At 51.7% G+C, this 24,571-nt stretch carries 19 protein-coding genes and 1 pseudogene; 6 read left to right on the top strand and 14 right to left on the bottom strand.

Translation table 11 applies throughout. The features are described 5' to 3' along the window. Positions 1-72: 72 nt before the first annotated feature. Together DXH47_RS06945 and DXH47_RS06940 are read right to left on the bottom strand one after the other, a co-directional pair. Positions 73-1,473, bottom strand: a pseudogene (locus DXH47_RS06945) (MFS transporter). A 232-nt stretch (positions 1,474-1,705) separates the two neighbouring features. Further along, complete coding sequence (locus DXH47_RS06940; protein WP_129032640.1) at positions 1,706-2,365, bottom strand: HD domain-containing protein; 660 nt, start codon at positions 2,363-2,365, stop codon at positions 1,706-1,708. A gap of 178 nt (positions 2,366-2,543) precedes the next feature. Here DXH47_RS06940 and DXH47_RS06935 point away from each other — a divergent pair, with 178 nt between their 5' ends. After that, positions 2,544-3,434, top strand: coding sequence for an ABC transporter ATP-binding protein (locus DXH47_RS06935; RefSeq protein WP_129032639.1), 891 nt, complete (start codon positions 2,544-2,546; stop codon positions 3,432-3,434). A 5-nt stretch (positions 3,435-3,439) separates the two neighbouring features. Continuing rightward, a complete protein-coding gene (locus tag DXH47_RS06930) occupies positions 3,440-5,095 on the top strand; it encodes an ABC transporter permease (RefSeq protein ID WP_129032638.1) in 1,656 nt (551 codons plus the stop codon). Between the two features lie 2 nt (positions 5,096-5,097). On the opposite strand, the gene DXH47_RS06925 is transcribed toward DXH47_RS06930, so the two are convergent. The 6 genes from DXH47_RS06925 to adhE form a co-directional block, all read right to left on the bottom strand. After that, positions 5,098-5,700 (bottom strand): hypothetical protein, encoded by a 603-nt coding sequence (locus DXH47_RS06925; RefSeq protein ID WP_129032637.1) that lies wholly within the window; start codon positions 5,698-5,700, stop codon positions 5,098-5,100. A 156-nt stretch (positions 5,701-5,856) separates the two neighbouring features. Continuing rightward, positions 5,857-7,041: an acetate/propionate family kinase gene (locus DXH47_RS06920; protein WP_129032636.1), complete on the bottom strand. Its 1,185-nt coding sequence runs from the start codon at positions 7,039-7,041 to the stop codon at positions 5,857-5,859. A 230-nt stretch (positions 7,042-7,271) separates the two neighbouring features. Continuing rightward, positions 7,272-8,114, bottom strand: coding sequence for an aggregation-promoting factor (apf, locus tag DXH47_RS06915; RefSeq protein ID WP_129032635.1), 843 nt, complete (start codon positions 8,112-8,114; stop codon positions 7,272-7,274). 237 nt (positions 8,115-8,351) lie between these two features. Further along, positions 8,352-8,612, bottom strand: a complete 261-nt coding sequence (locus tag DXH47_RS06910) for a hypothetical protein (RefSeq protein ID WP_129032634.1) — start codon at positions 8,610-8,612, stop codon at positions 8,352-8,354. Between the two features lie 215 nt (positions 8,613-8,827). Then, entirely contained in the window at positions 8,828-9,493 is a 666-nt protein-coding gene (apf, locus tag DXH47_RS06905; RefSeq protein WP_129032633.1) for an aggregation-promoting factor, read from the bottom strand. Positions 9,494-9,989: 496 nt separating this feature from the next. Beyond that, positions 9,990-12,605 carry a bifunctional acetaldehyde-CoA/alcohol dehydrogenase gene (gene adhE, locus DXH47_RS06900; protein WP_129032632.1) on the bottom strand — a complete coding sequence of 872 codons (2,616 nt, stop codon included), beginning with the start codon at positions 12,603-12,605 and terminating at the stop codon, positions 9,990-9,992. Positions 12,606-12,950: 345 nt separating this feature from the next. Here adhE and DXH47_RS06895 point away from each other — a divergent pair, with 345 nt between their 5' ends. Beyond that, positions 12,951-14,588 (top strand): glycerophosphoryl diester phosphodiesterase membrane domain-containing protein, encoded by a 1,638-nt coding sequence (locus DXH47_RS06895; RefSeq protein ID WP_129032631.1) that lies wholly within the window; start codon positions 12,951-12,953, stop codon positions 14,586-14,588. A gap of 141 nt (positions 14,589-14,729) precedes the next feature. Here DXH47_RS06895 and DXH47_RS06890 read toward each other — a convergent pair whose 3' ends face one another. The 3 genes from DXH47_RS06890 to DXH47_RS06880 all read right to left on the bottom strand — a co-directional run bounded on the left by DXH47_RS06890 (position 14,730) and on the right by DXH47_RS06880 (position 18,526). After that, the gene (locus DXH47_RS06890) at positions 14,730-15,368 is read right to left on the bottom strand and encodes a nitroreductase family protein (RefSeq protein WP_129032630.1); all 639 of its coding nucleotides are present in this window, start codon (positions 15,366-15,368) and stop codon (positions 14,730-14,732) included. Between the two features lie 197 nt (positions 15,369-15,565). Continuing rightward, positions 15,566-16,093 (bottom strand): DUF1836 domain-containing protein, encoded by a 528-nt coding sequence (locus DXH47_RS06885; RefSeq protein WP_129032629.1) that lies wholly within the window; start codon positions 16,091-16,093, stop codon positions 15,566-15,568. Positions 16,094-16,183: 90 nt separating this feature from the next. Beyond that, positions 16,184-18,526 carry a cation-translocating P-type ATPase gene (locus DXH47_RS06880; RefSeq protein WP_129032628.1) on the bottom strand — a complete coding sequence of 781 codons (2,343 nt, stop codon included), beginning with the start codon at positions 18,524-18,526 and terminating at the stop codon, positions 16,184-16,186. 177 nt (positions 18,527-18,703) lie between these two features. Between DXH47_RS06880 and DXH47_RS11675 the strand changes: the two genes are divergently transcribed. Together DXH47_RS11675 and DXH47_RS06875 are read left to right on the top strand one after the other, a co-directional pair. Next, a complete protein-coding gene (locus DXH47_RS11675; RefSeq protein ID WP_170954978.1) occupies positions 18,704-18,862 on the top strand; it encodes a hypothetical protein in 159 nt (52 codons plus the stop codon). A gap of 121 nt (positions 18,863-18,983) precedes the next feature. Next, complete coding sequence (locus DXH47_RS06875; RefSeq protein ID WP_129032627.1) at positions 18,984-19,832, top strand: aldo/keto reductase; 849 nt, start codon at positions 18,984-18,986, stop codon at positions 19,830-19,832. A 102-nt stretch (positions 19,833-19,934) separates the two neighbouring features. On the opposite strand, the gene DXH47_RS06870 is transcribed toward DXH47_RS06875, so the two are convergent. From DXH47_RS06870 to DXH47_RS11860, 3 genes are all read right to left on the bottom strand, one after another. Beyond that, the gene (locus tag DXH47_RS06870) at positions 19,935-20,363 is read right to left on the bottom strand and encodes an Hsp20/alpha crystallin family protein (RefSeq protein WP_129032626.1); all 429 of its coding nucleotides are present in this window, start codon (positions 20,361-20,363) and stop codon (positions 19,935-19,937) included. 407 nt (positions 20,364-20,770) lie between these two features. Beyond that, complete coding sequence (locus DXH47_RS06865; RefSeq protein ID WP_129032625.1) at positions 20,771-21,829, bottom strand: sugar transferase; 1,059 nt, start codon at positions 21,827-21,829, stop codon at positions 20,771-20,773. Positions 21,830-21,934: 105 nt separating this feature from the next. Further along, a complete protein-coding gene (locus DXH47_RS11860; protein WP_225423522.1) occupies positions 21,935-22,102 on the bottom strand; it encodes a hypothetical protein in 168 nt (55 codons plus the stop codon). 97 nt (positions 22,103-22,199) lie between these two features. Here DXH47_RS11860 and secA2 point away from each other — a divergent pair, with 97 nt between their 5' ends. Next, positions 22,200-24,569 carry an accessory Sec system translocase SecA2 gene (gene secA2, locus DXH47_RS06860; RefSeq protein ID WP_129032624.1) on the top strand — a complete coding sequence of 790 codons (2,370 nt, stop codon included), beginning with the start codon at positions 22,200-22,202 and terminating at the stop codon, positions 24,567-24,569. The last annotated feature ends 2 nt before the right edge of the window (positions 24,570-24,571 follow it).

The raw sequence follows: 24,571 nt of genomic DNA, 5'->3' as shown, positions 1-24,571 counted from the left end.
GACCCGTCTTAGTCGGCGTAATCCCAACTATGACTGGTCATTTTAGTTATTAGACTAACAGAAAAACAGTCGTTAATCGTTCTTCTGGTGTCGGAACACGATAAAGTAAAAGCCAAAGTTGCTGATACTCAACGTTAAAATCAATCCAAAGGCTAGTTGGCTCCCGACGGCCGTGGCGTGGGCGTACGATAACCCGCCACCGCGAACCGATGACATCAGTGCTACCAAGATGGTGGTCCCCAACGACCCGGCAAACTGTTGCCCGGTGTTGTAAATCGCGTTGGCATCGGCCCGTTGTGCAATCGTAACTTCCTTCAGGCCGTTGGTCATGGTGTTACTAAAGGCCATTGACCGCCCAATACTGAACAAAATGTACAGGAGCGAAATCACTAGGATGGATAAGTGTTGCCCCAACACCGTAAAGGCTAAGGCTGCCACGAAAAACAGGCTACTTCCGAGTAGGATGGGTAACTTCGCCCCGTGCTCATCCAACATCCGGCCGAATAAAGGCTGCAAGATGGCCGTGATCAAACTGCCGGGCAGTAACATCATCCCACCGGCTAACGATCCGGCGCCGACCACGATTTGCGCGTAGTTCGGCAGTTCCAAATTAATCCCAATATTACAAAATTGCAAAATCACGTAAGCGAAGAAACTGTAGGTAAAAATTGGATTACGGAAAATTTCCAGTCGCAAGATGGGGTGGTCACTGGTCTTATTTAACCGGATATATCACAAGATGGCAAGTACCCCCACGATCAAGCCACCCAAGAATTGCCAACTCAACCAGCCAGCTGTATTCAGACTGTTGAACCCCAACGTAATGGCAATAAAGGCAATGGCTAATAACACGAATTGGCTCCAATTGAACTTAGCTTTTTGTGTCGGGCTGTATTGTTGGATAGCTTTCCAACCAAAAATAAGAATCAGAAGTTCGACGGGCAACGTTGACCAGAAGATCATCCGCCAATCGGCAATGGCGACCATGATCCCACCAAAGGTCGGCTCACTGGCTGGTGCAATCATCAAGATCAGTCCGGTCATCCCCAGGTAAAAGCCGAGTTTGGCCCGCGGCACGCTTTCCACCACGACGTTGATCATCAGCGGAATCGCAATCCCCGCACAGCCGGCTTGGACCAGGCGTCCTAGTAATAGGATTGGAAAATTAGGAGCTAGCGCACAAATCAGCGCCCCAACGATGAACAAACTCGCTCCCGTCACGAACAATTGTCGGTTCGTGAATCGCTGTTTCAAGTACGCCGAGGTAATCATCAGTAACGCCACGGTCAGTAAATACCCCGTCGCAACCCATTGGACGGTATCCAACGAGACGTGCATACTGCGCATCAAGGTCGGAAAGGTCACGTTCATCGACGTTTCGACCAGGATACCCACGAACGCCATCAAGGCAACCGCCACGATGGCGACCATGCGCCGCCCCGTTAATTTTTGTGGCTCTGCTTGTTCTGCCATATCAACACTCCTTCTCTGTTTAGGTTGTGCGGCCACTGTTCCCACCTAAGAGAACCTTAACGCCGTGGCCCGCACTTTCAAACTCATCTGCTTACCTTTTCGTTATTGTCGCGCACACGACGTCTATCATACGCACTTTTTAGCCGAATGTCATGGGTTAAGTGCGCCCGCATGAATTGAAAACGCCCCCAGTATCAGCTTTGGTGGGCGTTTTCATTCCCGGCAATGCAACCTAACGCTGCGCTTGCCATTCGGCTTTAAATTCCGTCAAAAAATCTTCCATGACCCATTGTCGGTGGGCGGCTAACTTCTTCGCGGCCGTGGTGTTCATCAAGTCCTTTAACGTCAATAATTTTTCGTAGAAGTGGTTGATGACGGTCTCGTGGCCCAGGTCCCGATACTGCGCGTGGGTCATCTGTGTTCGTGGGGTCACCGTGGGATCGTAGATCTTTTCGCCAAAGTGACCGCCAAAGTACACGGCCCGGGCAATCCCAATCGCGCCAATCGCATCGAGCCGGTCGGCGTCCTGGACGATTTGGCCGGCCAACGGTAAGGGCTTAGCCGTGCCGTCCAGCGTCTTATGGAAGGACATGTTGGTCATAATCAAGAAAATCGTCTCCTGTTGCGCGCCGCTAAAGCCCTGGGCTGCTAAAAAAGTGCGGACTTCCTGGCTGGCTACCCGGGTATCCGCAACCAATTTTTCATCAATGACGTCGTGCAAATAAGCCGCCGTCAGCGTCAACAAGCGGTCGACCTGCGGGTACGCCTGTAAAAGGCGCTCGGTCAACCCGACCACCCGTTGAATATGGTCGAACCCGTGGCCGGTCTCATCGTCGCGCATCTTGCTTCGAGCGAAATCGTGCACCGCCGCAAGCGTTGTGTCAGTTGTCATGTCAACTGCCTTCTTTCATCATTTTCCGGTAGGTTACCCCTGCTTCTCTCTTTCATTCTAGCATACCCTCTAACCAGCTTAACGAACTATTCCCGACCGTCCGCGGACCTTCCGTTGACTTCCCGTTAGCCCGGGCTTACGCTGGGGGCAATTCGATCGTCACGAAGGAGGATGACTAATGACCCAACCCATTCTGCAAATCAACCACTTGCAAAAACGTTTCGGAACGTTCACCGCGCTCCACGACATCACCTTCACCGTCAATGCTGGCGAAGTCTTCGGTTTCATTGGTCCCAACGGCGCCGGTAAATCGACTACGATTCGGACCCTGCTGGGAGTGATCCGCGCTAGTGGCGGGTCGGCCACCATCTTTGGTCACGACGTTTGGCGCGACCGGGTCACCATCCATCAACGCCTGGCGTACGTTCCCGGCGACGTGACACTCTGGCCTAACCTGACCGGTGGCGAGATCATCGATTTGTTACTGCGGCTTAACGGGGTGGCTCACAGTGCCCGTACCGACCGGCTGATCACCCGCTTTGCCCTCGACCCCACCAAAAAGGCGCGGACTTACTCCAAGGGTAACCGCCAAAAGGTCGCCTTGATTGCCGCCTTTTCCCAGCCGGCAGACTTCTACATCTTCGACGAACCGACTGCCGGCTTGGACCCGCTCAACGAAAAATACTTTCAAGAGGCCGTTTTAGCCCTGAAACAACAAGGGAAAGCCGTGTTGTTATCCAGTCACATCTTGTCAGAAGTCGAGCGGATGTGTGACCGCATCGCCATCATCCGCGACGATACCATCATTGAGACCGGGACGTTAGCTGACATGCGCCATTTGACCCGCACGCAAATCACCATCACGACCCAAACGCCGGTGGACCCCGCGGCCCTACCCGGAATCCACGAAGCCCGGGTCGGGCACCAAGTCAATGAGTGGCAATTTGCCGTCGAAGCCGATCAGTTGCCTGGTGTCTTAGCCGCTTTAGCTCGCCACCAAATCGTGGCGCTGACCAGTACGCCGCCGACCCTAGAAGACCTCTTCTTGCACTACTACGGAAAGGAGTGACTGGCATGGGGCCATTTACCCAAACCGGCCAATTGACCCGCTTGGCGCTCCGGCGTGACTGGTGGCGCCTCCTACTATGGGGCGTCAGTTTAGTTGGTCTCATGATGGCCGTCGCCGCTAAATTCGCGACCATCTACGGCACACCCGCTGAAATTGCCGGCATCACCCAAGCTTTAAAGACCCCCGCCATCGTCGCGTTGTTCGGCCCCTTTCGCCTGGGCACTCATGCCACCACGGCGCAAGTCTTCGCTAACGAGATGTTACTATTTATGGCCTTGATTCAGGTCGTCATGAGCATCTCACTCGGAATTCACGCCACCCGTCATGAAGAGGATACCGGCATCACTGAACTCTTACGGGCACATGCTATCGGCAGCCTGGCGCCGCTACAAGCCGCCGTCATCGAACTCACACTGATCAATCTCAGCATTGGCATTTTGGATGCCTTAGGGTTGAGTCTGGCGGGTTTACCCGGCGCGACTTGGCTAGGAAATTGGGTGATTGGCTTGGGGTTAGCCGCCAGTGGCTGGGTCTTTGGCATGTTGGCCCTCTTGAGTGCCCAACTAGCCGACCACGCCACTAGCGCTACGGGTCTGGCTTACGCGCTTTTTGGTCTGAGCTATCTCGTGCGAATGCTGACCGATGTGCAAGCTCCTCGTTACACCTGGTTATCTCCTTTGGGCTGGGTCGAAAAATTAGCCCCCTATCAGCAGCCGCGCTTGCTCCCCTTGATCCTGTTCGGTGGCTTGGGTCTACTCTGCCTAGGCAGTGCCAGTGTCTGGGCACAATGCCGGGACTTGGGGGCTGGTATCTTAACGATTCGTGCCGGTCGCGCCACGGCCGCACGGGCCTTACGCGGACCCATCACCTTGCTTTGGCGCCAAGAGTATCGCGTCATTATGGGTTGGGTCCTCGGCATCACCGTTCTAGGCGCGGCTTATGGTGCCGTCTTCGACACCATCGGCGACATCTTAAAGACCAACCCGACCATGCAACAAGTCTTTGGTACCAATGCCCTTCATGCCGCCAACCATCAGTTGATTCTCACCTATAGTTCTACGATTGCACTAGTCCTGACCGCCGTCGCGAGTATTCCTGGTTTACAACTGATTTTCAAACTCTACCACGACGATTTATCCGGGTGGTTAGACGCCCTCTACGCGCGGCCAGTTAGTCGTCAGCGGCTCTTACTCGGCTACACTGGCAGTGCAGTGACGACCAGTTGCTTGGTCTTTCTTGGTGGCTGGAGCGGCCTGGTTTTAGTAGGCAATTTTAGTCTGACCCACGCAGCAGACGGGCTGACTTGGTCTGAATTTCTAACGGGTGTTGCCGGCAGTGTGCCCGTCATGGCCCTTTTGTTAGGCCTGGGAGCACTAGTGGTGGGAGCCTGGCCACAAGGACGCCTTGTGGTCTGGGGATACTTGGCCTACGCTTTCATCAGTCAATACCTGGGTAACCTCCTTCAGCTCCCTCATTGGGCGAAAAGCTTGGGGGTCTTCGACTGGCTACCGACCGTTCCCGATCACGCCATCAATTGGGTGACGGTCAGCTGGGAACTGGGTTTAGCCATCAGTTGCGGACTCATTGGTCTCGGGAGCTACGTGCGCCGAAATCTCCAATCGCATGGCAGTCAGGCGTTTCATTTAATCTTCACTATTTAAACTTACTGGATGACCACGTCGTAATGGTTCCCAGTGATTGCGGCTCCCCGGTCATGGACCACGCCCATGCCCAGTGGCGTCATAATCTTCGTGCCAAATGGCACACTCGATGGTGCGGCAACGACCCGGTAGCCGTTGGAATCCAGGCCATCAGAACTAATCTTAGTCCCGTCAGCGGTCACGCTACCGGAGTAGTAAGTCCACTTGTTACCGTTCAGGTAAACGACCCCTTGAGTTTCAAATTCACTTTCGGTAATCGTTGCCCCGGAAGCTTTGCTACTGCTGCTACTAGAACTCGTGGTACTGGTACTGCTCGTGCTGCTGTTACTACTACTGGTATTAGAACTCGTATTAGTCTTCTTGCTTGTCGTGTTGTTTCCAGTCTGATTAGTCATCGACCGGTTATGATGGTGCGCAGCTGGTGCGCCTAAGCGAACCTGCCGTTGATATGGGTTCGTCTGATAAGCTGGCGCCGCGTGCTTGGCGTGATTGGGCGTGGCGTTTGGGGCGACTGTGTCCGCGTTGGCGGTCACGTTGGTGAGTCCAAGTCCGGCCACCACCGTTGCCAAGCCTACTGTTGTCAGTAACGTTTTGCGAATTGTCATCAAAAAACGACCTCCTTATTGATTGACTTCAGCTTACCGCCGAAACGTCACAGCCGAGTTAACACTAAGTTACTGCTCGGTTAAGGAAAATCGCTTTAAATTTCATTTTGTTATATTAGTTACTGTAATGAAATATTCTGTCACTGAACCTTAAAGCTAGGTTAAACGAACCACGTCGCGAACGATCATCAGTTCCTCATTGGTCGAGACCACCAGGACCTTGACCGCCGCGTCATCTGGGCTGACCACGCGTTCTTTCCCGCGGAAATCGTTCTTCGCGGGATCAATGGCGATGCCTAGATAGCCTAGCTGGTCGGCGATTGCTTGGCGCATAGCGATGCCGTTTTCCCCGGAACCCGCCGTAAAGACCAGGGCGTCCAGTCCCCCCAGTTCAGCCACGTAACTCCCCACGAATCGTACGACCCGGTTGACGAACATATCGAGGGCCAACTTCGATTGAGGCCGGTCCGCCTGCGTTTTTTCCAAATCCCGTTGGTCCGGCGATAATTGCGACACACCTAGTAGACCCGATTTGTGATTCAAAATATCAATCATCTTGGGCATGGTGATGTCGAGTTTCTGGGCTAGATAAGCCACTAATGATGGGTCGATCTCACCGGAACGCGTGCCCATCATCACACCATCTAACGGGGTGAACCCCATCGAAGTATCCAGTGCGTGCCCGTGGTCAAAAGCGGTCACCGATGACCCGGATCCCAGGTGTAACGTGATCAGTTTAAGGTCGGCTAACGGCCGGTCTAAAATTTCTGCCGCACGACTAGACACGTAGCGATGGCTAGTCCCGTGAGCCCCGTACTTCCGGGCGCCAAAATTCTCGTAGTACTCGTAGGGGATCCCATACAGGTAGTTGACCGCAGGCATCTCCGTGTACAAGGACGTATCGAAGACAGCGACCTGCTTGGCCTCCGGCAGTAATTGCTCGAAGACTTCAATATAGTAAGCTTGCACCGGGTTGTGGAGCGGCGCGTAGTCCTTCAATGCCTTAATCTGTTTCAAGACCAAGGGTGTGATTACCGCTGAATCCTTGAAAAGTTCTCCCCCAGCCACGATACGGTGGCCGACCCCAGTAATTTCACTCAAATGGCTCAAGATACCATAGGTTTTCAACCGCGTCAGAACCATTGCCGCCGCAAGTTTATTGGTAATGTTGTCTTGCGTTTCTGTGTACTTCTTACCGTTGGCGAGTTTTACCTTGAACACAGAACCAGGCAAATTCAACCGATCCACTAATCCCGATGCAATCACCGTTTCCTCTGGCATGGCAAATAATTTCCATTTCAACGTCGAACTACCAGCGTTTATCGCTAATACTTTGGTCATCGTGCGACCCCTCCCAATTTGGTATGGCTTACTTCCCAGTGTAAAGAAAAATGTATCCGCTTTCAAGACTGAGTTCAGGGTTGCGGCATAATTCTTAGGCTTTTCACCGGTTCAATGCGTTCATTCGCCAACCTATCTACAAGTCATCGCCCATAAAAAAAGACCCGAGCACCAGGCTCGGGTCTTAATGATTAATCAATCAAAGTTAATTGATGAGGTTGGCGTTCTTTTTAGTACCAACCGTTAGCTTGCCAGAAAGACTTAGCTGCAGACCAAGATCCGTAACGGGAAGAAACGTATTCATCAGCAGTCTTTTCCTGGTTAGAAGAGGAGTAGTCCCCGTTCAGGTAAGAAGAGCTTAATTGGTACTTCCCAACGTATTGGCCGTTCTTAGCGGAGTAAGAACCACCAGATTCCTTGTTGGCAATCCAAGCCTTCGCACTGGCTTCTGAACTAGAAGTCGAGCTAGAGCTAGAGCTGGTGTTGGAACTCGTCGTTGACGTTGAGCCCGTGTTCGCACTGGACTGGTTAGCCGTTGACGTGGACTTGTAGCTGGTGTTACCAGTGTTGTAGCCCGAATTGCTACTCTTGTAGCTAGTGTTCGTCGTGTAGCCCGTGTTATTGCTCTTGTAGGCCGTGTTATTGTTGCTAGTCTTGGCCGTGTTGCTCTTGTAACCCGTGTTGCTAGTCGTAGCCTTCTTTTGACTACTATAGTTGTAAGTCTTGGCTGGCTGGGTCGTCTTGTGGCTCGTTGTTTTAGCTTGCGTGGTGTTTTGAGATTGCGTCGTGGTCGTTGGCGTCGTCGTGCTTGCGGTCGTAGCCGTAGTCGTTGACGTCGAACTTGGAATCGATAAGGATTCACCCACGTAGATTAAATTAACGTTTTTAAGATTGTTGGCTTTTTCAATAGCTGAAACACTTGATTTATATTGGTTGGCGATCTTAGCGACCGTGTCTCCTGACTTAACCGTTACCCGGACATCGGCGTTAGCGGAAGTCGTGCTAGCGAAGACCCCTGCACCTAATGCAGCAGCGATACCGAGGGTAGAAACTAAGGCTTTCTTGATAGTCATAAATGAAATGTCCTCCTTGTGGTTGTCGTGATTACTTAACGATTCCTATCATAACGGCTGGAGGTTACACAGCAGTTGAAGTTAAGTTACACCCTAATTAAGAAAATCGGAGAAATGTGACAATCCGCAATCTTATTAATGCCATCGAAACATTTCTGGCATAACTTAGCTTAGTTGCTAATCAATTATTGATTAACTCTTCTTAGGGATAGCCTTTTTAGGCGGTATTGCTGCCGTTCAAGTCAGAAAAATAAAGGATAAGGTCATGATAATGAAGCCTACAGCCCAGAAATCGTGCGCCACACTGTGGTAAGGAGCCCACCGCAAGACCCAATCGCTGGCCAGAATAATGATTACCATAAAGATCGTATCGAGCCAACGCGGCCACCGTTGCAGTAAGACGCCTAAGCCCCAAATTACCAACCACGTCAAGCCACCATAAATTCCAGCCCCGATTTTAACCCACGTTCGCAGGGTCATTTCGCTTCGTTGTCGCACGTTATGCCCTCCTATCGGCAGTCTAACGACACCGTTTCTACCATTAAGTATCGTTTTCACCACTACTTCCCCTCAAATATACCATTCTCCCGCTCGATGATAAATCGCTTTCAAGATTAGAACGATGTCGTGACTGATTATTACGCCAACAAAAAAGCCGTCCGGACCTGCATCCGAACGACTTACTTGAGTTTAAACGAGTTGTTTTTTAAATATTAGTACCAACCGTTAGCTTGCCAGAAGGCTTGGGCTTTGCTCCAAGAACCGTACCGTGAAGAAACGTATTGGTTAGCGACCTTTTCCTGGTTAGCAGCGGAGTAGTCACCGTTTAAGTAAGAGGCGCTTAATTGGTACTTCCCGATGTATTGACCATTGGTTGCGGAGTATGAACCACCAGATTCCTTGTTGGCAATCCAGGCCTTAGCACTGGCATCAGAGCTAGACGTGGTCGTGGTTGCGGCAGAAGTCGTCGTTGCCTGACTAGTCGTAGCTTGGCTTTGCGTGTTGGCCGTGTAAGTCGACGTGCGTTGCGCATTGTTACTATTGTAAGTCTTTGCGCTTTGCGTGTTGGCTTGCGTCGTAGTGGTCGTTGCTGGGGCCGTGTAAGTTTGGTGAGCCACACTCGCACTGGACGTAGTCGTCGTGCTGGTTGGAATCACCAGAGATTGGCCCACGTAGATCAACGCGCTGTTTTGTAAGCTGTTCGCTGATTCAATGGACTTAACAGATGAGTTGTAGCTGTTGGCTAAGGACCAAACAGAATCCCCCTGTTTGACCGTCACCCGCGTGTCAGCATTAGCAGTGTCGTTTGTAGCGAGGAGCCCGGCGCTCATCACTGCAACTGTCCCTAATGTCATAACTAAAGCTTTCTTAATCCTCATAAAAATAAACATCCTCCTTTGATTGCTTAACGGGTCTTAGAATAACTGATAGGTGTTACACGTAAATTGACGTTTGATTACGACCAGGTTAAGAAATCCCTAAGGCTATGACAACCTGTCATCTTTGTAACGCCGCTGTCATATAAAGCGTTTTATTTTCCCCTTTTTTAGCCTATTTAGTGCGATTTGGGGTAAAATACGCCCCACTGTGTCGTCAATTTTTTTGTAAAAATTGTCATTTTAGATGAAAAAACAATGAAAAAAGGCCCATTTTCGCCATAGATTACGGGGCCCTAACTTTTTTATCGGGACGAACCGCCCCGTAGTTACGCCTTTTCACCGTTTTTTCTTGGTTATTCATCCTGATGACAGCATCGCTTGCAATTTTAAGTTTCTTCCTATATAAAATATAGGTTCCTAGATGGCTCACAAAAAAAGCACCGACTCAACGTCAGTGCTTTTCTTGGTTTGATAAGGTTTTAGAACCATCTGGGAATTACTTTTCGACCCCCTGACCGTCATATTCGTCGACCATGATTTGCTTCAGGTCGGCAATTAACGGTTCCTTCGGGTTGGCCATGGTGCATTGATCTTCGAAGGCCAATTCCGATAAGTGATCCACGGCTTGGTCAAAGTGGGCTTTGTCGACACCATTGGCTTTTAAGCTCAACGTTACGTTGACAGAGTGCGCCAGTTCGATGATCTTGTGGACCAAGGCTTCCTTCAATTCTTCGTTGGTCTTTCCTGGCAGGCCTAAGAAGCGCGCAATTTCAGCGTAGTCTTCATCAGCCCGGAAGTATTCGTACTTCGGCCACATCGACAACTTGGTTGGTTCTTTGAAGTTGTACCGGATAACGTGCGGCAAGGTGATGGCGATGGCTAACCCGTGGGTCAGACCGAATTCTCCCCCAAGTTTGTGGGCGACCGAGTGGGTAATCCCTAAGAAGGCGTTGGCAAAGGCCATCCCTGCTAAGGTCGACGCATTGTGCATCTCGGCGCGAGCGTGCACGTCGCCGTTATAGGAAGCGGTCAAGTTGTTCATGACCAGCTTGATGGCTTGCAAGGACCATGGCCGGGTGTAATCCGACGCCATGTTGGAGACGTACGATTCGATGGCGTGGGTTAAGACGTCCAACCCGGAGTACGCCACGGTCTTCTTCGGCACTGTTTCGATAAATTGTGAATCCACGATGGCCACGTCTGGCGTCAATGCGTAGTCGGCCAGTGGGTACTTCACGTGGGTCTTGGAATCCGTGATGACGGAGAACGGCGTCACTTCGGAACCCGTCCCCGACGTGGTTGGAATCGCCACGAATTGGGCCTTGCTTGGCTTCTTGAACTGGTAAGTCCGCTTCCGAATGTCCATGAATTTCTGCTTCGCCCCGAAGAAGCTAGCTGCTGGATCTTCATAGAAGAGCCACATGTTCTTGGCAGCATCGATTGGCGACCCCCCGCCTAACGCGATGATGGTATCCGGCTTGAAGGTCCGCATCTGGGCCACGCCCCGGTTGACCGTGTCCGTGGTCGGGTCGGGTTCCACGTCGGAGAACAGCGAGTATTCAATGCCGTCTGGCCGGCGCTTCAATTCGTTTAAGACCGTGTCCACGTAACCCAGTTGAACCATCGATGGGGACGTGACCAGGAAGACGCGCTTGATGCCCGGCATATCGTCGAGATAACGCACAGACGTCTTTTCAAAGTAAACCCGAGGTAATTTAATCCATTGCATGTTATTTCGCCGCTTTGCAATTGTTTTGATGTTCAAGAGGTCAAAGGAAGACACGTTGTGGGAAACGGAGTTCTTGCCCCACGAGCCAGTCCCTAAGGTCAAGGAAGGAATCATTTCGTTGTACAGGTTCCCAATACCCCCGACTGCAGATGGCGTGTTGACTAACACCCGACTGGCCTTCATCTGAATGCCAAAGTCGGTGGCCAAATCATCGTCTTGCGTGTGGATAGCGGCGGTGTGCCCTAAGCCCCCGAAGTGTAAGAGCGCGTCGGCCTTCTTAAAGGCATCGGCGTGGCTAGTGGCCTTGTAGATCGACAGGACCGGTGATAGCTTCTCGGCTGACAAAGGTTCCTTGGGACCAATGCCCGTGACTTCAGCGGCTAAGACCTTGGTGTCGCTCGGAATCTTGATGCCGGCTAAGTCAGCAATATATTGCGCGGACATGCCGGCGATGGGGCCCTTGATGCCGCCTTCTGGTCGGAACATCGCGGTGGCTAACGCAGCGTGTTCACTCTTCTTAATGAAGTAAACGCCGCGAGCCTGCATTTCCTTTTTGACGTCGGTGTAAATCTCGGTGTCGATGATGGCACTGTTTTCTGAGGCGCAGACCATCCCGTTATCGAAGGTCTTGGATAACACGATGTCGTAAACGGCCCGTTTGATATTGGCCGTTTTTTCAATATACGCTGGACCGTTGCCGGGACCGACCCCTAAGGCTGGCTTCCCGGTGGAGTAAGCGGCCTTGACCATGCCAGGGCCCCCGGTAGCCAGGACACTCGCCACTTTCGGGTGGTTCATCAGCGCCGTGGTGGCATCCAAACTGGGCTTATCAATCCACTGAATAACGCCTTCGGGTGCACCGGCCGCAACCGCGGCGTCCCGGACCACCTTCGCCGCCATCACGGACGATTTTTGCGCCTGCGGGTGGAAGGCAAAGATGATGGGGTTCCGCGTCTTCACGGCGATCAAAGATTTAAACAGCGCCGTCGACGTTGGGTTAGTCACCGGGGTAACTCCGGCAATGATGCCCAAAGGTTCGGCCACGGTAATCAGTTGCCGTTCACGGTCGTCCTTAATGATGCCGACCGTCTTATCGTTTTTGATAGAGTGCCAAATCTCTTCGGTCGCAAACATGTTTTTAACGGCCTTATCTTCAACGTTCCCCCGGCCAGTTTCCGCATAAGCGGCCTTGGCCAGTTCCATGTGGTGGTCTAGTCCGGCAATTGCCATTTGATGCACAATGTGGTCAACTTTCTCCTGAGTAAAATCGTCCATCGCGCATAATGCACTATGTGCTTTGGTGACTAGCCGGTCGATCATTTGGTCGACGGTTTCAGTATCCGTGCTGGTTTTGGTGGTTTTAACTTTGATATCTTTTAACATCTCTATGCCTCCATCTTGGTTGAAAACATCTTGTTATCTTATTCACGAGTCCTATCTTATCATTCTTTTTTCAAACGTCAACTGCTTTGTGCTCAAAATATCACAATTTTCACTGAAGCCGGCGAAATCCCAAGTTCATGGGATTCAATAACCACGTCATTGGAAGCGGATACAAAAGCAGTGCTAGATCTGCCAAATTATTTTTCCGTTTGAGCGGTGTGAATTGAATCACATTATTGATAATTTTCAAGTTTTCCAAACCAGCCTACTTCCGACTGAAAGCGTCGCTAGACCACCCGTTTGGGTAAATTGTGGTACATTAAGACTATTAAGGGGGTAAGAACTATGGGTCAAGCCTGGACGTTTTGGCGGCGGAGCACCCGCCACTTTCGACACCACTGGGGAAGTTACGTCTCCCTGGTGTTTCTCACTAATGTTGCGATCAGCTACTGTGCCATCCCCATTTTCGGGTGGTTAACGGCCGCGTTGCTTCGTTGGCAGCAAGTCCCCTACGTGTCGTATACCAACCTCGGCAATATCGTACTCGACCATCCAGTAGCGGTCATCGGGCTACTGGCCATCTTACTGGCTATCATGCTGCTGGTCTATTGGCAGTTTGCCTTTTTACTGTTGGGGATTCGTAATATCCGCCGCGGTCGGCCCCGCACCACGGGCCAGTTACTACGGGCTACGGTCACCAGCTTGAAGGGGGCCTCCCCGAGCACTTTTTTGTTCTTCATGGGGTATTTCATCGTGATTCTCCCCTTTGGCAGTATCCTTTTTTCCACCCCACTGCTAAACAAAGCCAAGCTTCCGGCTTTCATCACCAGCTACTTATTAGATAACCCTCTGTGGGCAATCGTTTTGGTCTTCTTTTATGCCGGTGCCATCTACCTAGGGATTCGCTTGATTGCGGTCTTGCCCTTAATGATGTTGGACCACTACCACAGTCACGCCGCCATCCGCGAAAGTTGGCGCATTACCCACCACGACTTTTGGCACTACCTTAGTCGGATCTTGTTAGCCTTGGTCATGGTCAGCTTGAGTAGTCATGCCGACCACGAGCCGACACCCACGATGTTATTGAACTTCCACGAACCAGCGCACACTAAACTTCGCACTCGTTTATTCCTACTGGCTGGACTAGTCGTGATTGCCGCATCACTAGTGACTTTCAACCTGGTCTATTTGAACGGTCTGGCTACCAGCCGCCCCATCACCATTTCTCACCGGGGCGTCGATAACGGCAACGGCGTCCAAAACACGATTCCGGCGTTGATCAAAACCAGCCGTGAACACCCCGACTACGTCGAAATGGACATTCAAGAAACCAAGGACCACCAATTCGTGGTGCTACACGACACTAACTTGAAACAACTCGCGGGACTCAATAAAAAGGTGGGCCGCTTGACCCTCAACCAGTTAACTAAAATCACGGTGACCGAAAACGGCTATCAGGCTAAGGTCCCCAGCTTTGCCGCCTACCTCAAGGCCGCTAACGCCCACCACCAAAAATTATTAGTCGAGATCAAGACCAACTCAGCCACCACGCCCGACGTTGCCCAGCGCTTTTTACGCCAATTTGGTAACGACCTTTTGGCCCACCACGACCAGGTCCACACCCTCAGCTACCGCATCATGACTGCGCTCCGTCACGACCAACCGAAGCTCTTCGTCAGTTACGTGTTGCCCTATAATTTGACGTTCCCGTATACCGATGCGAGTGGTTATACCGTCGAAGCCACGACCCTCAACGACAACTTCGTCGAACAAGCTGCCCAGCATCACCAACGGGTTTACGCCTGGGATATCGACCGGGTGACCCAGCTCGACCAGATGATGTTCTTAGGCGTCAACGGCATCATCACCGACAATCTGCATACGATGCAGGCCGAAATCAAGCGAAATTCGGATAATCCGAGCTACGCCAATTTGTTACTGGCGTTCATGAACGAACTTGACTTGGAAACCCAAACGCAGTAGTTTCGAGTCCCATCGCAACCACTGGCATGGTCGTCTTACGACCCCATTTATCCTATCAAAGATTTCAGTAGAAACTAAAAACGGTGTCCTCACGTCGCAACGTAAGTTCACCGTTTTTTGCTTTCTTCAATTTTGGTTAGGTTAAGCGAAATCCGTCAATTCATCGACATTGTAGCGAATCGACTTGATTGGTGTCTCGTCGGGTTCCCCGATGGCAATGGCCATGACCGGGACGTAACGGTCTTTATCGAGGCCAAAGGTCGAAACGACTTTGTCCGCTGCGTAACCCGCTAACGGATTCGCCCCATAACCGTGTGCCCGAGCCGCCAGTAACAATTGCATGGCTACCATGCTGGCGTCGATCATGCTGTCCTTGACCAAGAAGTCACGGTCCGCATGTTCATAGAGCGGGAGGAAGGTCTGGAAAATCTCGTCACGTTTCTCCGGCGTGATCCGGCCTTCGTCACACATCTTGTTCCAAACTGCCCGATACTTTTCGTGAGACTGGGTGTCACCTAAGACGAAGATAATGGCCGAGCAGGTATCGGTTTGCGGGTAATTGAATGGCATAACCAGGTCGTGGGCCTTTTGCTTGCCCGCCTTATCGTTGCAGACCACGAAGTGCCAAGATTGCAGGTTGCAAGCCGATGGTGCCGTGGTGGCTTCCTTCAGCATCGTCATGATTTCGTCCCGGGAGATTTCCACGTCCGGCTTGAATTTCCGGACAGATTGGCGCTTCAACATTAAATCGGTATAACTAACTTCTTTAGTTGCATCCATTACAAACAGCTCCTTTACTCAGCCGATGAGGACAGCCTCACCTGGTCTCTAGTCACACCTTTACCTTATCACGAAACCGGTTACATTTAAACGGCCGTTATCGTTATTCCCCGTTTCCTAGCGAGCCACTTCCTGCAACTTTTTCTCGCCAAATTAAAACGGTTCCCGTCATCTGGAAACCGTTTCGTACGTCACATTTATTTGGTTTTTTCCACCTTACGAATCGGCCGTTTGATCATGGTCAATAACTTCGCAGATTGTAGCCGGGAGACCACCGCATCTACGGCGACCTGCATCAGCTTTTCGTTTAAGTTCTTGGCCGCCGGTTGGACTTGGTCTTCACCTAAGTGGTGGAGCCGGTCTTCCAACTGGCCGATAAAGTTATCATAGGCTTGCTTAGGGTAGTCGCCCGCCGTAATCTGGTCGATGCCCGAACGAACCGTGTCCGTTTGGAACATTGGTTTGAGCAGACTAATCATTAAAATATCCGTCAGCTGCATGGTCTGGTACTTCTTCTTCACTGGTGCCAAGATGACCTTATGTTTCACGTAATTGTTAATCATGGCCGGCGTCACCGTATCCACGCCTAACGGCCCCAGCACCTCGTTGACCAGCGCTGTGACTTGGTCCATGTACAGGTCGAATTTGGGGAGGTCATCCCATCGGGGAAGTTGCACCCCGTGCATCTGCGTTTCCCACCGGGTATATTGATTAAAATCTGCCATCGTCGTTCCCTGCCCTTCTGGATTTTGTCTTAATTATAACATATAACCTAGTCATGATGACTAGATAAAGCTTAGCCCCGCTATTTTTACCTAACGCCAGTTGATACGACTTAGAATCCGTTTACCCAGGACGGCTTGAACCAGTAGGAACACGGGTTGAACGCTGACGACCAACGGGAGGTAAATCAGGGCCAGTTCCCAATTGAACAGATCGACCAATGAGAATAATTTGCCCAAGAACAGAAAAATGAAAGCAAATAACGTGGCCATGACCAGAATCAGTACGACTTTGAGACGGTTGAGTGGTCGAGCCACCATCAGTAAGGCGTTCAGACTGACTAGTCCCGTCATCAGGACACTCAAAGTCGAAGTGGTCGCAAAGTCGAGGTGAAATTGCGTCCCTAAAACCATGATGACCACGATGTAGCCCACGACGCAGGTCGCAGCCGGTGCGGCAATCTCCATGACTTGTTTCATGAACCGGTCGGCAATCCGCGCATAGTTGGGTTGCAAGGCCAAAAAGAAGGTCGGAATCCCCACCATCAGCGATGAAATCGGGGTCAACTGAATCGGTTCGAAGGGGTAGCTGCGCGTCATAAAAATGAAGATCACGGTCAGCACCACCGAATACATGGTCTTGATCAGAAATAGCGACGCCACTCGCTCGATGTTATTGATGACTCGCCGACCTTCATTCAAAACGTTGATCATCGCATCGAAGTTCGAGTTGACCAGTACGAAGTCGGCCAGACTCTTGGTGGCCTCACTTCCAGAAGCCATGGCGATACTGCAATCGGCTTGACGTAGGGCCAACAGGTCGTTGACCCCGTCACCGGTCATGGCCACCGTGTGCCCGGCGGCTTGATAAGCTTTGATCAGTCCTTCTTTTTGCTGGGGGGTAACTCGGCCGAACACGTTATAGTCAGCCACTAGCTGGGCGTAATCCGGTTGTTCGCCCACCTGGCTCATATCGACCAGTTGCTGGGCGCCCTTGATGCCTGCACGTTCAGCGATGCTGGCCACGGTCACGGGATTGTCGCCCGAGATGACCTTCAAGGCCACGTCCTGGGTGGCAAAGAAGTCAAAGGTGTCCGCCGCGTGCGGGCGCAGTTCATCGGTAATCAACAACAACGCTAAGGCGGTGGGGCTTGTCGGGTGCGGCGTGGTCAATTGGTCCACTTGGGCCAGGACTAAGACCCGGTAACCCTGTTGCGCCGCCGTTTGGATTTGACTTTGTACGGCCACCGGGACCGTTTCAAAAATGAACTCCGGAGCGCCCATGACGTAGGCCCGTCCAGTAGCCAGCCGAGCGCCACTCCACTTACGCCCCGACGAAAATGGCAGGACGTCACTGGCCGTCACGTCCGGGTTGCCCAGGGCCTCTTGAATCGCCTGCGCCGTCTCGTTATCGTCACCGGTCGCCGCCACGATTTGAGCCAACAGGGCCTGTGCCGTCACCATGGACGTTGTGCCCAGCGGCACCACCCGGTCGAGCTTTAATTTGCCACTCGTGATTGTCCCCGTCTTATCCAAGCACAAAACGTCGGCACGGGCCAACGCTTCGATAGCTGGCAGTTCTCGGACTAAGACGTTACGCCGACCCAGGGTCAAGGCCCCTACCGCCAGTGCCACCGACGTCAACAGGACCAGCCCCTGGGGAATCATGCCACCAACGGCCGCAACCGTCCCCAAGATAGCCCGGTTGATTGCTTCGCCCTTGATGAGCGAAGCGCTAAACAAAATGATGCCCAACGGAATGATGGTAATGGTCAGCACTTTAATAATACGATTAATGTTATTCAGCAACAGGCTGGCCGTCCGGGGTTGTTGCTGGACGGAATGGGTCATTTGCTTGACGAAACTAGCCTGGCCAACCTTGGTGGCCTGGACCACAGCCCGGCCGCCCAACAGGACGCTCCCTGAAGCCATGGTGTCACCGGTTTGCTTCACGATGGGCGTTGACTCCCCCGTGATTTGGGATTCGTCGACTTCCAGCCCCGTGGTTTCACGAATCACCCCATCAACGGGGAGTTGGTCGCCCCGCCCCAGTTCCAGTAGGTCATCTTGGACGATCTCTTCCTGGCGGCGTGGTGTGGTTTTGCCGTCCCGGCGGACCCGAATGCGCCCTTCCGAAAGTAACGCTAGATGATCGATCTGGTGTTTGGAGCGAATTTCCTGAAAGATTCCAATCCCCGTATTCACCACAACGACTCCGATGAACAGTAAGTTTTTATAGCTACCGGTCAATAAAACTAAGCCGGCCAGCACGAGATTAATTAAATTGAATAAGGTTAATAGGTTGTCTTGAAAGATTTGCCGCACACTACGCGTTAGTGGCGGCACCGGGTCATTTTTTAGGCCTTGTTGGACTCGGGTGGTCACCTCAGCGGCCGTTAATCCCCGTGTTAGCGATGTCGATTGTTCTTGCGTCATGGCCCGACCTCCTTAAATTGGTACCGCTTTTACCCTTATTGTACAAGATTATCGCAACCCTCACCCGTCATCCGTTCAACTTTTCTGACATCTTAATGGAATCGCTAGCTGTTAACAGTCAGCCAGCAGAGTGGTTAAATGAGAAGTGAGTTATCTAATTATAAGGGGGAATTTTTCATGGGACATAAATCAACATCACTGCTCCTGTTCATCTTGTACTTGGTCTTGTTAGGGGTCATGTTCGCCAAACAAAGTATGGTCGCCATGTGGTTAATGACTGCTGGAATGCTGATCGAATCCAGCGTCAACCTGTACGACCAATTTCGGCGGCACTGAATCTAGTAAGCGTTGTCATTTCTAGCCTTATCCCCTAAGATAGGTCTAGGGGCTCGCTGCTTCGTTCGGCCCGAGCCAGACTAATCATGACGGGATTTTCCGCCAAGGAGGAAACGTATCCATGACATTATCTAGCATCACCGCAACGCACACGCTCGCCGACGGCAATACCTTACCCATACTGGGTTTTGGCACCTACCTCATCAAGGACCAAGCCGCAATGGACACCACCATCCAAGCAGCCTTTGACGCCGGCTACCGCCTCTTCGATACGGCCATGCTGTACCGTAACGAAGACCTACTGGGCACCACCCTCAAGCAACTAGCCTTACCGCGAACAGACCTTCAGCTCACCAGTAAGGTCGCCGAGGTCGTGCAGGGTTACGACCAGACGTTAAAAGCCGTCGAGGGGTCGCTAAAACGCCTGCAGACCGACTACCTTGACCTGCTGTTGATTCACTGGCCGGTCCGGGTGCACTTCTTTGAGACCTGGCGGGCACTCGAAAAGTTGAAGGCTGACGGGAAGGTTCGCTCGATTGGGGTTTCCAACTACACTGTCGCCCACCTCGAACTCCTGGCAACGCAGGCCCACGAGATGCCGGTGGTCAATCAAGTCGAGTACCATCCTTATCTCAACCAGCAGGCTTTGCTCGATTACGATACCGACCACCATATTCTGACCGAAGCCTGGAGTCCGTTGGGGCATCATACCGTACTGGCCAATCCGATGCTTCAGAAAATTGGGGCCCACCACCAGAAGTCCCCGGCCCAGGTGACGTTACGCTGGGAACTGCAACACGGGTTACTTCCAATCCCGAAATCGCAACACCCCGCCCGTATCGCCGAAAACGCAGCGGTCTTCGATTTCGAGTTGACCGCCGATGAGATGTCGATGATCGACCTACTCAACCAGAACCAGCGGACCGGCAACGAACCTGAAATCGTCTACGAGACCGGTAAACAATATTAAAGTCCGAAAAATTTCCACCATTGTAAAAAAAGAGTGTGGCGTCCCGACCCTGCACGGGCTAAGACGTCACACTCTTTTTAATCAGCTTTTAGGTCAGTCAGCTTAGTCGATGCTGATCTTATGGCTGTCATTCTTTTCGGTTTCCTTTGGTAAGGTCAACGTCAAGATACCATCATCATACTTGGCAGCGACTTGCTTTAAGTCAACGTTTGGCAGGTAGAAAGCACGCGAAACGTTTTGCTGGGAGCGTTCTTGCCGTAAGATGCGGCCATCGTTGTCCTTCGTATCGGCGTTAACTTCGGACTTACCCGTGATCCGCAACGTATCGTCACGGTAATCGACGTGGATATCCTCTTTCTTGAAGCCTGGCAATTCTGCCGTGACCACGTAATTCTTATCGTGTTCCACAACGTCGGTCTTCATTGGGGTCGATTCACCACTGAATAAGTCACGGCCCAAGTTACCCACTTCGTTAAAGAAATTCATTGGATTGAATAAGTCATCGTTCCGGTTCATCATTTCATTGGTCATTATCAATAACCCCTTTCAATTAGCTTTGTTTCTCTTTACATTTTCTATAATAGTCAGTATTGGTCAGAAATGCAAATAATTAGCACTTGATTTTTAGAGTGCTAATTATTTCATTCAATCCCTTGATACTACTACGTTTTATAGAAAACAGTATAAGCGGTTAGCGCCGATGTCGTCAATTAATTTGCTTTTAAACGTCAAATTAAATCAAACAATTCTTAGTTGTCTAAATGGCTTCGCCTTGCGACGTTGCTTCGGTCACTTCCCCAACTGCCGTTTTCCTTACCGGTGGTACCAAAAAGGAGATTGGACATCCGTCCAATCTCCTTTTTATCAATGCAGCAGTCATGCCGGTTCTTTCATTGTAAGTATTTCAGACTATAATAAATGTAGCAGGGCAACCCATTCTATTGCAGGTCAGTTGGGATTTGAAAGTCCGGTGCAATCAACTTCATTTCAGCCGCCTGGAGCCCTTGGCGCGTGAACCACCCGTCCCGAATCAGCTGACCAAATGCGTTGACCCGCTCCAACATCTGGGCTAAATTATCATCAGATATACTATTTATAGCATTATCTATCTGGTCCAAACTATCAATAGCTAATCCCAGCCCGTTTTGCACGATAATATCAGCCACGGCGGCTTGCCGCCAAATGATGACTGGTAAACCGTGGGCCAGATACATCGCGACCTTATGCGGGTGATTGTAACGGGTGTAATCATTATATTTATAAGTCTCGGTGTCACTGTCCCAGGCTAAACCAAAGGTACGTGGCAGTTCCTGGGCCAAATCCCAGCGCCAGCGTTGCCCCCGAAAGTCGATCTTCGGATTGGCGGCTAACTGTTGGTCCAACTGGTCATCACTGACGCCAAAGACCGTGATGGGTGTCTGTTGTGCCCATTGTGCCACATAGCGGGACTTCAACAGATTCCCAGCCAAGACCACGCCGCGCTTAAAGGTCTCCGGGGTGGACACGTATCGGTCGTCATCGTGGCTGTCGTCCAGATAATCCAGCAGATACTGCATGACCATCGGGGTGGTGACACCCAGTTCCTTCAACCGGTCCGCCATGCGCCGGTTGTGGACGATCAACACGTCACAACGGTTGAAGTACCCCAGTTCGTCGATCCACGTAGGTTTCTGTTGGTCTCTGAGTGTGGCCACGTCGTGAATCAAACAGACGAATTTAATCCCCCGTCGGTGCATCTGGTCCACAAAAAAGTTATCAAACCGACCACTATTCAAGGAAGGGTATTGGTACACCAGCATGTCTCCGCGGGCCACAGCAGCCGTGATACCATCGATTCTCGAGGTCACCGCCTCGTCAGATTCGCCACTATCATTGTAGCGAAAGATGTTGGCGATGTGATACCCCATTTGCGCCGCAATCTTCGCGATATCTTCTTTGGCCTGCCGAGTCGCGTCAAAAGTTCGGCCCTGAACAATATCCGTTATCCATTTATTCATTTTACAAACGCCCCAATTCAACCCAGTCTTTTGACAGTTTATTCGTTCTCTTCTCGATGGTTCACAGGGTCCCCCATAAGTCGCACCTTGAAACCATTCGCCCTCTTAAAATAGACTTACCAACGGGTACAGGATCCCCGCCAAAACAATAATGGCAATTGCGACCGAAATCGTTATGTTGAGTGCTTTGCCACCGGTTTCATTTTCCCGGGCTGGTACCTTCACATAACGCTTCTCCTGCTTCATTCGAGAAGAAATATCGTGTGTTAACATATCTTTTTTTGAACTACTCATCATGCTATAATTATAACCACCTTAACGTGTGGAAAGCAATGAATCGGGTCAACTTTGATGGAAAGAAATGGTCAATATGGCACTCAAATCAGAACACACGCCCCAACGCTATTTTCGCCAAATGAAAGCGGTCACCGCCCTAGCACCTAAATACCGTGCGATGAGTGATGACCAGCTCAAAGCTCAGACGGCACATTTTCGCCAGCAGCTAGCGGCGGGCCAATCGTTAAATACACTTAAAATCCCTGCCTTCGCCGTCGCGAGAGAAGCCGACCGTCGTGTCCTAGGCCTTTTCCCGTTCGACGTGCAGGTCATCGGGGCATTGGTCATGCAGGACGGCAACGTCGCCGAAATGAAGACCGGGGAAGGCAAGACACTGACCGCCACTTTACCCATGTACTTAAACGGTCTGACCGGGAGTGGCAACTTTCTGGTCACGGCCAACGAATACTTAGCTTACCGGGACGCCAAAAAGATGGGCAAGGTCTACCGTTGGTTGGGACTCACCGCCGTGGCGGGAGTGCCACCAACTGGCGGCGACCCCCACGACCGGGATCTCCAGCGCATCTACAAAGCCGACATCGTTTACACCACCAACTCCACCCTGGGGTTCGATTATCTGATGGACAATCTGGCCGGCACCACGCAGGACCGCTTCTTACAGGGGTTCCATTTTGCGTTGCTGGATGAGATTGACGCGGTGTTGTTGGATTCGGCACAAATGCCATTGATCATCTCAGGGGCACCACGGGTACGCTCAAACCTCTTTGGCATCGCCGATCAGGTCATTCGCTTACTCAAACTAGACGTGGATTTTGAACGCAGTAGCGACCATAAGAAGGTCTGGTTCACCCCAGCGGGAATCACCCACATGTCGGAATATCTGGGGCTCACGGGGCTCTTGACCGAAAAACACCGGACCTTGTACCAGCACCTCGTCCTTGCCTTAAAGGCCCACCAGACGCTAACGCGCGACCGCGATTACGTGGTCGATGACGACGGCATCTCACTTTTGGACCTGTCGAATGGCCGAAAACTAGCCGGTATGAAACTGGAAGCTGGCCTCCACCAGGCCTTGGAAGCCAAGGAACAAGTCCCGGTTTCCACACAGACCCGGACCATGGCGTCCATCACCTTTCAAAACCTCTTTCGGATGTTCAGCCATCTCAGTGGCATGACCGGCACCGCGATGACCGACGCCGCGGAACTCCAAGAGACGTACCGCCTTTCGGTCATCCCCGTACCGACCAATAAACCCTCGCAACGCATCGACCGGCCCGACCAGCTCTTCATGACCACCGATACTAAGCTCGAACATGCCGTGGCCCTAGTCAAGCAGGCCCACGACAAGGGTCGCCCGGTCTTGATTGAAACCGGTTCCGTCTCGTTGTCGAATCTTTTCTCCCGGATTCTACTTCGCGACGAGATTCCCCATAACCTCTTAAACGCGCGCAGTGCCGCTAAGGAAGCCCTCATCGTCAAGGAGGCCGGCCAACTCGGTGCCGTCACGGTCGCCACTTCTATGGCCGGCCGGGGGACCGATATTTCCCTGGGCCCTGGCGTCAAAGAACTCGGGGGCCTCCTGGTCGTGGGGACCGAGCGAATGAACAGTGCCCGGGTCGATAACCAATTGCGTGGCCGGTCTGGCCGCCAAGGTGCTCCGGGCGAAACCATTTTCTTGGTCTCCATTGAAGATTCGATCTTGCTGGAGCACGGTCCTAAGTGGCTGCGGAAATACCGTCGTCAGTTGGCTAAAAATGAAGCACCGGCCCACCCGTCTTGGATAACTCGGCACCGCTTCAAGCACCTGATTACCCAGGCACAACACAATGCCGAACGGGAAGACCGCCAGTCCCGAAACCAGACCTTACAATACGCCGAGATCATGCGGGTCCAACGTGATACCATCTATGCCACCCGGCAGACCATCATGACGCAACCCGATTTGACGCCCTTGTTAACCAGCGTCTTTAAGATGGCCACTAACGCCTTCTTGCGCGACCACCCCGAACCGACTCGCAACGTCTTGGCTGATTACGTGCTCAATACCATCGATAACCAACTGGTAATCGCCGACGTCATTGACCAGCAGTGGACTCCCCAATCACAGCAAACCGCTAAATTTTTACGACGGTTAATGGTTGACCAATTGCAGAAAAAATTTAAGAATATTAATGAGGACCAACAAGTCTACTTTGAACGCATGTGCCTGTTGAAATCGCTGGACAACGCCTGGATTGACCAAGTCGATATGTTGCAACAGTTGCGCCAGATTGCGACCAACCGAAGTACTGCCCAACATGACCCGCTTTTGGAATACTTAAAAGACGGACGGCGATCCTTCGCCAATATGAAGCGAGCCTTCGCTCACCAGGCGGTCCAGAACCTTCTTTTATCGGAATTTAACTTCAAAGCGGACGGGACGATTGACGTAACCTATCCTTAGAA

Source organism: Levilactobacillus suantsaii (assembly GCF_004115745.1).
Lineage (GTDB): Bacteria > Bacillota > Bacilli > Lactobacillales > Lactobacillaceae > Levilactobacillus > Levilactobacillus suantsaii.
This window is presented reverse-complemented; position numbering and strand designations above follow the sequence as displayed.

Excerpts from the sequence above, each read along its gene's own strand:
- DXH47_RS06940 (WP_129032640.1), bottom strand. The coding sequence starts at position 2,365 with ATGACAACTGACACAACGCTTGCGGCGGTGCACGATTTCGCTCGAAGC.
- DXH47_RS06935 (WP_129032639.1), top strand. The coding sequence starts at position 2,544 with ATGACCCAACCCATTCTGCAAATCAACCACTTGCAAAAACGTTTCGGA.
- DXH47_RS06930 (WP_129032638.1), top strand. The coding sequence starts at position 3,440 with ATGGGGCCATTTACCCAAACCGGCCAATTGACCCGCTTGGCGCTCCGG.
- DXH47_RS06925 (WP_129032637.1), bottom strand. The coding sequence starts at position 5,700 with ATGACAATTCGCAAAACGTTACTGACAACAGTAGGCTTGGCAACGGTG.
- DXH47_RS06920 (WP_129032636.1), bottom strand. The coding sequence starts at position 7,041 with ATGACCAAAGTATTAGCGATAAACGCTGGTAGTTCGACGTTGAAATGG.
- apf (WP_129032635.1), bottom strand. The coding sequence starts at position 8,114 with ATGACTATCAAGAAAGCCTTAGTTTCTACCCTCGGTATCGCTGCTGCA.
- apf (WP_129032633.1), bottom strand. The coding sequence starts at position 9,493 with ATGAGGATTAAGAAAGCTTTAGTTATGACATTAGGGACAGTTGCAGTG.
- adhE (WP_129032632.1), bottom strand. The coding sequence starts at position 12,605 with ATGTTAAAAGATATCAAAGTTAAAACCACCAAAACCAGCACGGATACT.
- DXH47_RS06895 (WP_129032631.1), top strand. The coding sequence starts at position 12,951 with ATGGGTCAAGCCTGGACGTTTTGGCGGCGGAGCACCCGCCACTTTCGA.
- DXH47_RS06890 (WP_129032630.1), bottom strand. The coding sequence starts at position 15,368 with ATGGATGCAACTAAAGAAGTTAGTTATACCGATTTAATGTTGAAGCGC.
- DXH47_RS06885 (WP_129032629.1), bottom strand. The coding sequence starts at position 16,093 with ATGGCAGATTTTAATCAATATACCCGGTGGGAAACGCAGATGCACGGG.
- DXH47_RS06880 (WP_129032628.1), bottom strand. The coding sequence starts at position 18,526 with ATGACGCAAGAACAATCGACATCGCTAACACGGGGATTAACGGCCGCT.
- DXH47_RS11675 (WP_170954978.1), top strand. The coding sequence starts at position 18,704 with ATGGGACATAAATCAACATCACTGCTCCTGTTCATCTTGTACTTGGTC.
- DXH47_RS06875 (WP_129032627.1), top strand. The coding sequence starts at position 18,984 with ATGACATTATCTAGCATCACCGCAACGCACACGCTCGCCGACGGCAAT.
- DXH47_RS06870 (WP_129032626.1), bottom strand. The coding sequence starts at position 20,363 with ATGACCAATGAAATGATGAACCGGAACGATGACTTATTCAATCCAATG.
- DXH47_RS06865 (WP_129032625.1), bottom strand. The coding sequence starts at position 21,829 with ATGAATAAATGGATAACGGATATTGTTCAGGGCCGAACTTTTGACGCG.
- DXH47_RS11860 (WP_225423522.1), bottom strand. The coding sequence starts at position 22,102 with ATGTTAACACACGATATTTCTTCTCGAATGAAGCAGGAGAAGCGTTAT.
- secA2 (WP_129032624.1), top strand. The coding sequence starts at position 22,200 with ATGGCACTCAAATCAGAACACACGCCCCAACGCTATTTTCGCCAAATG.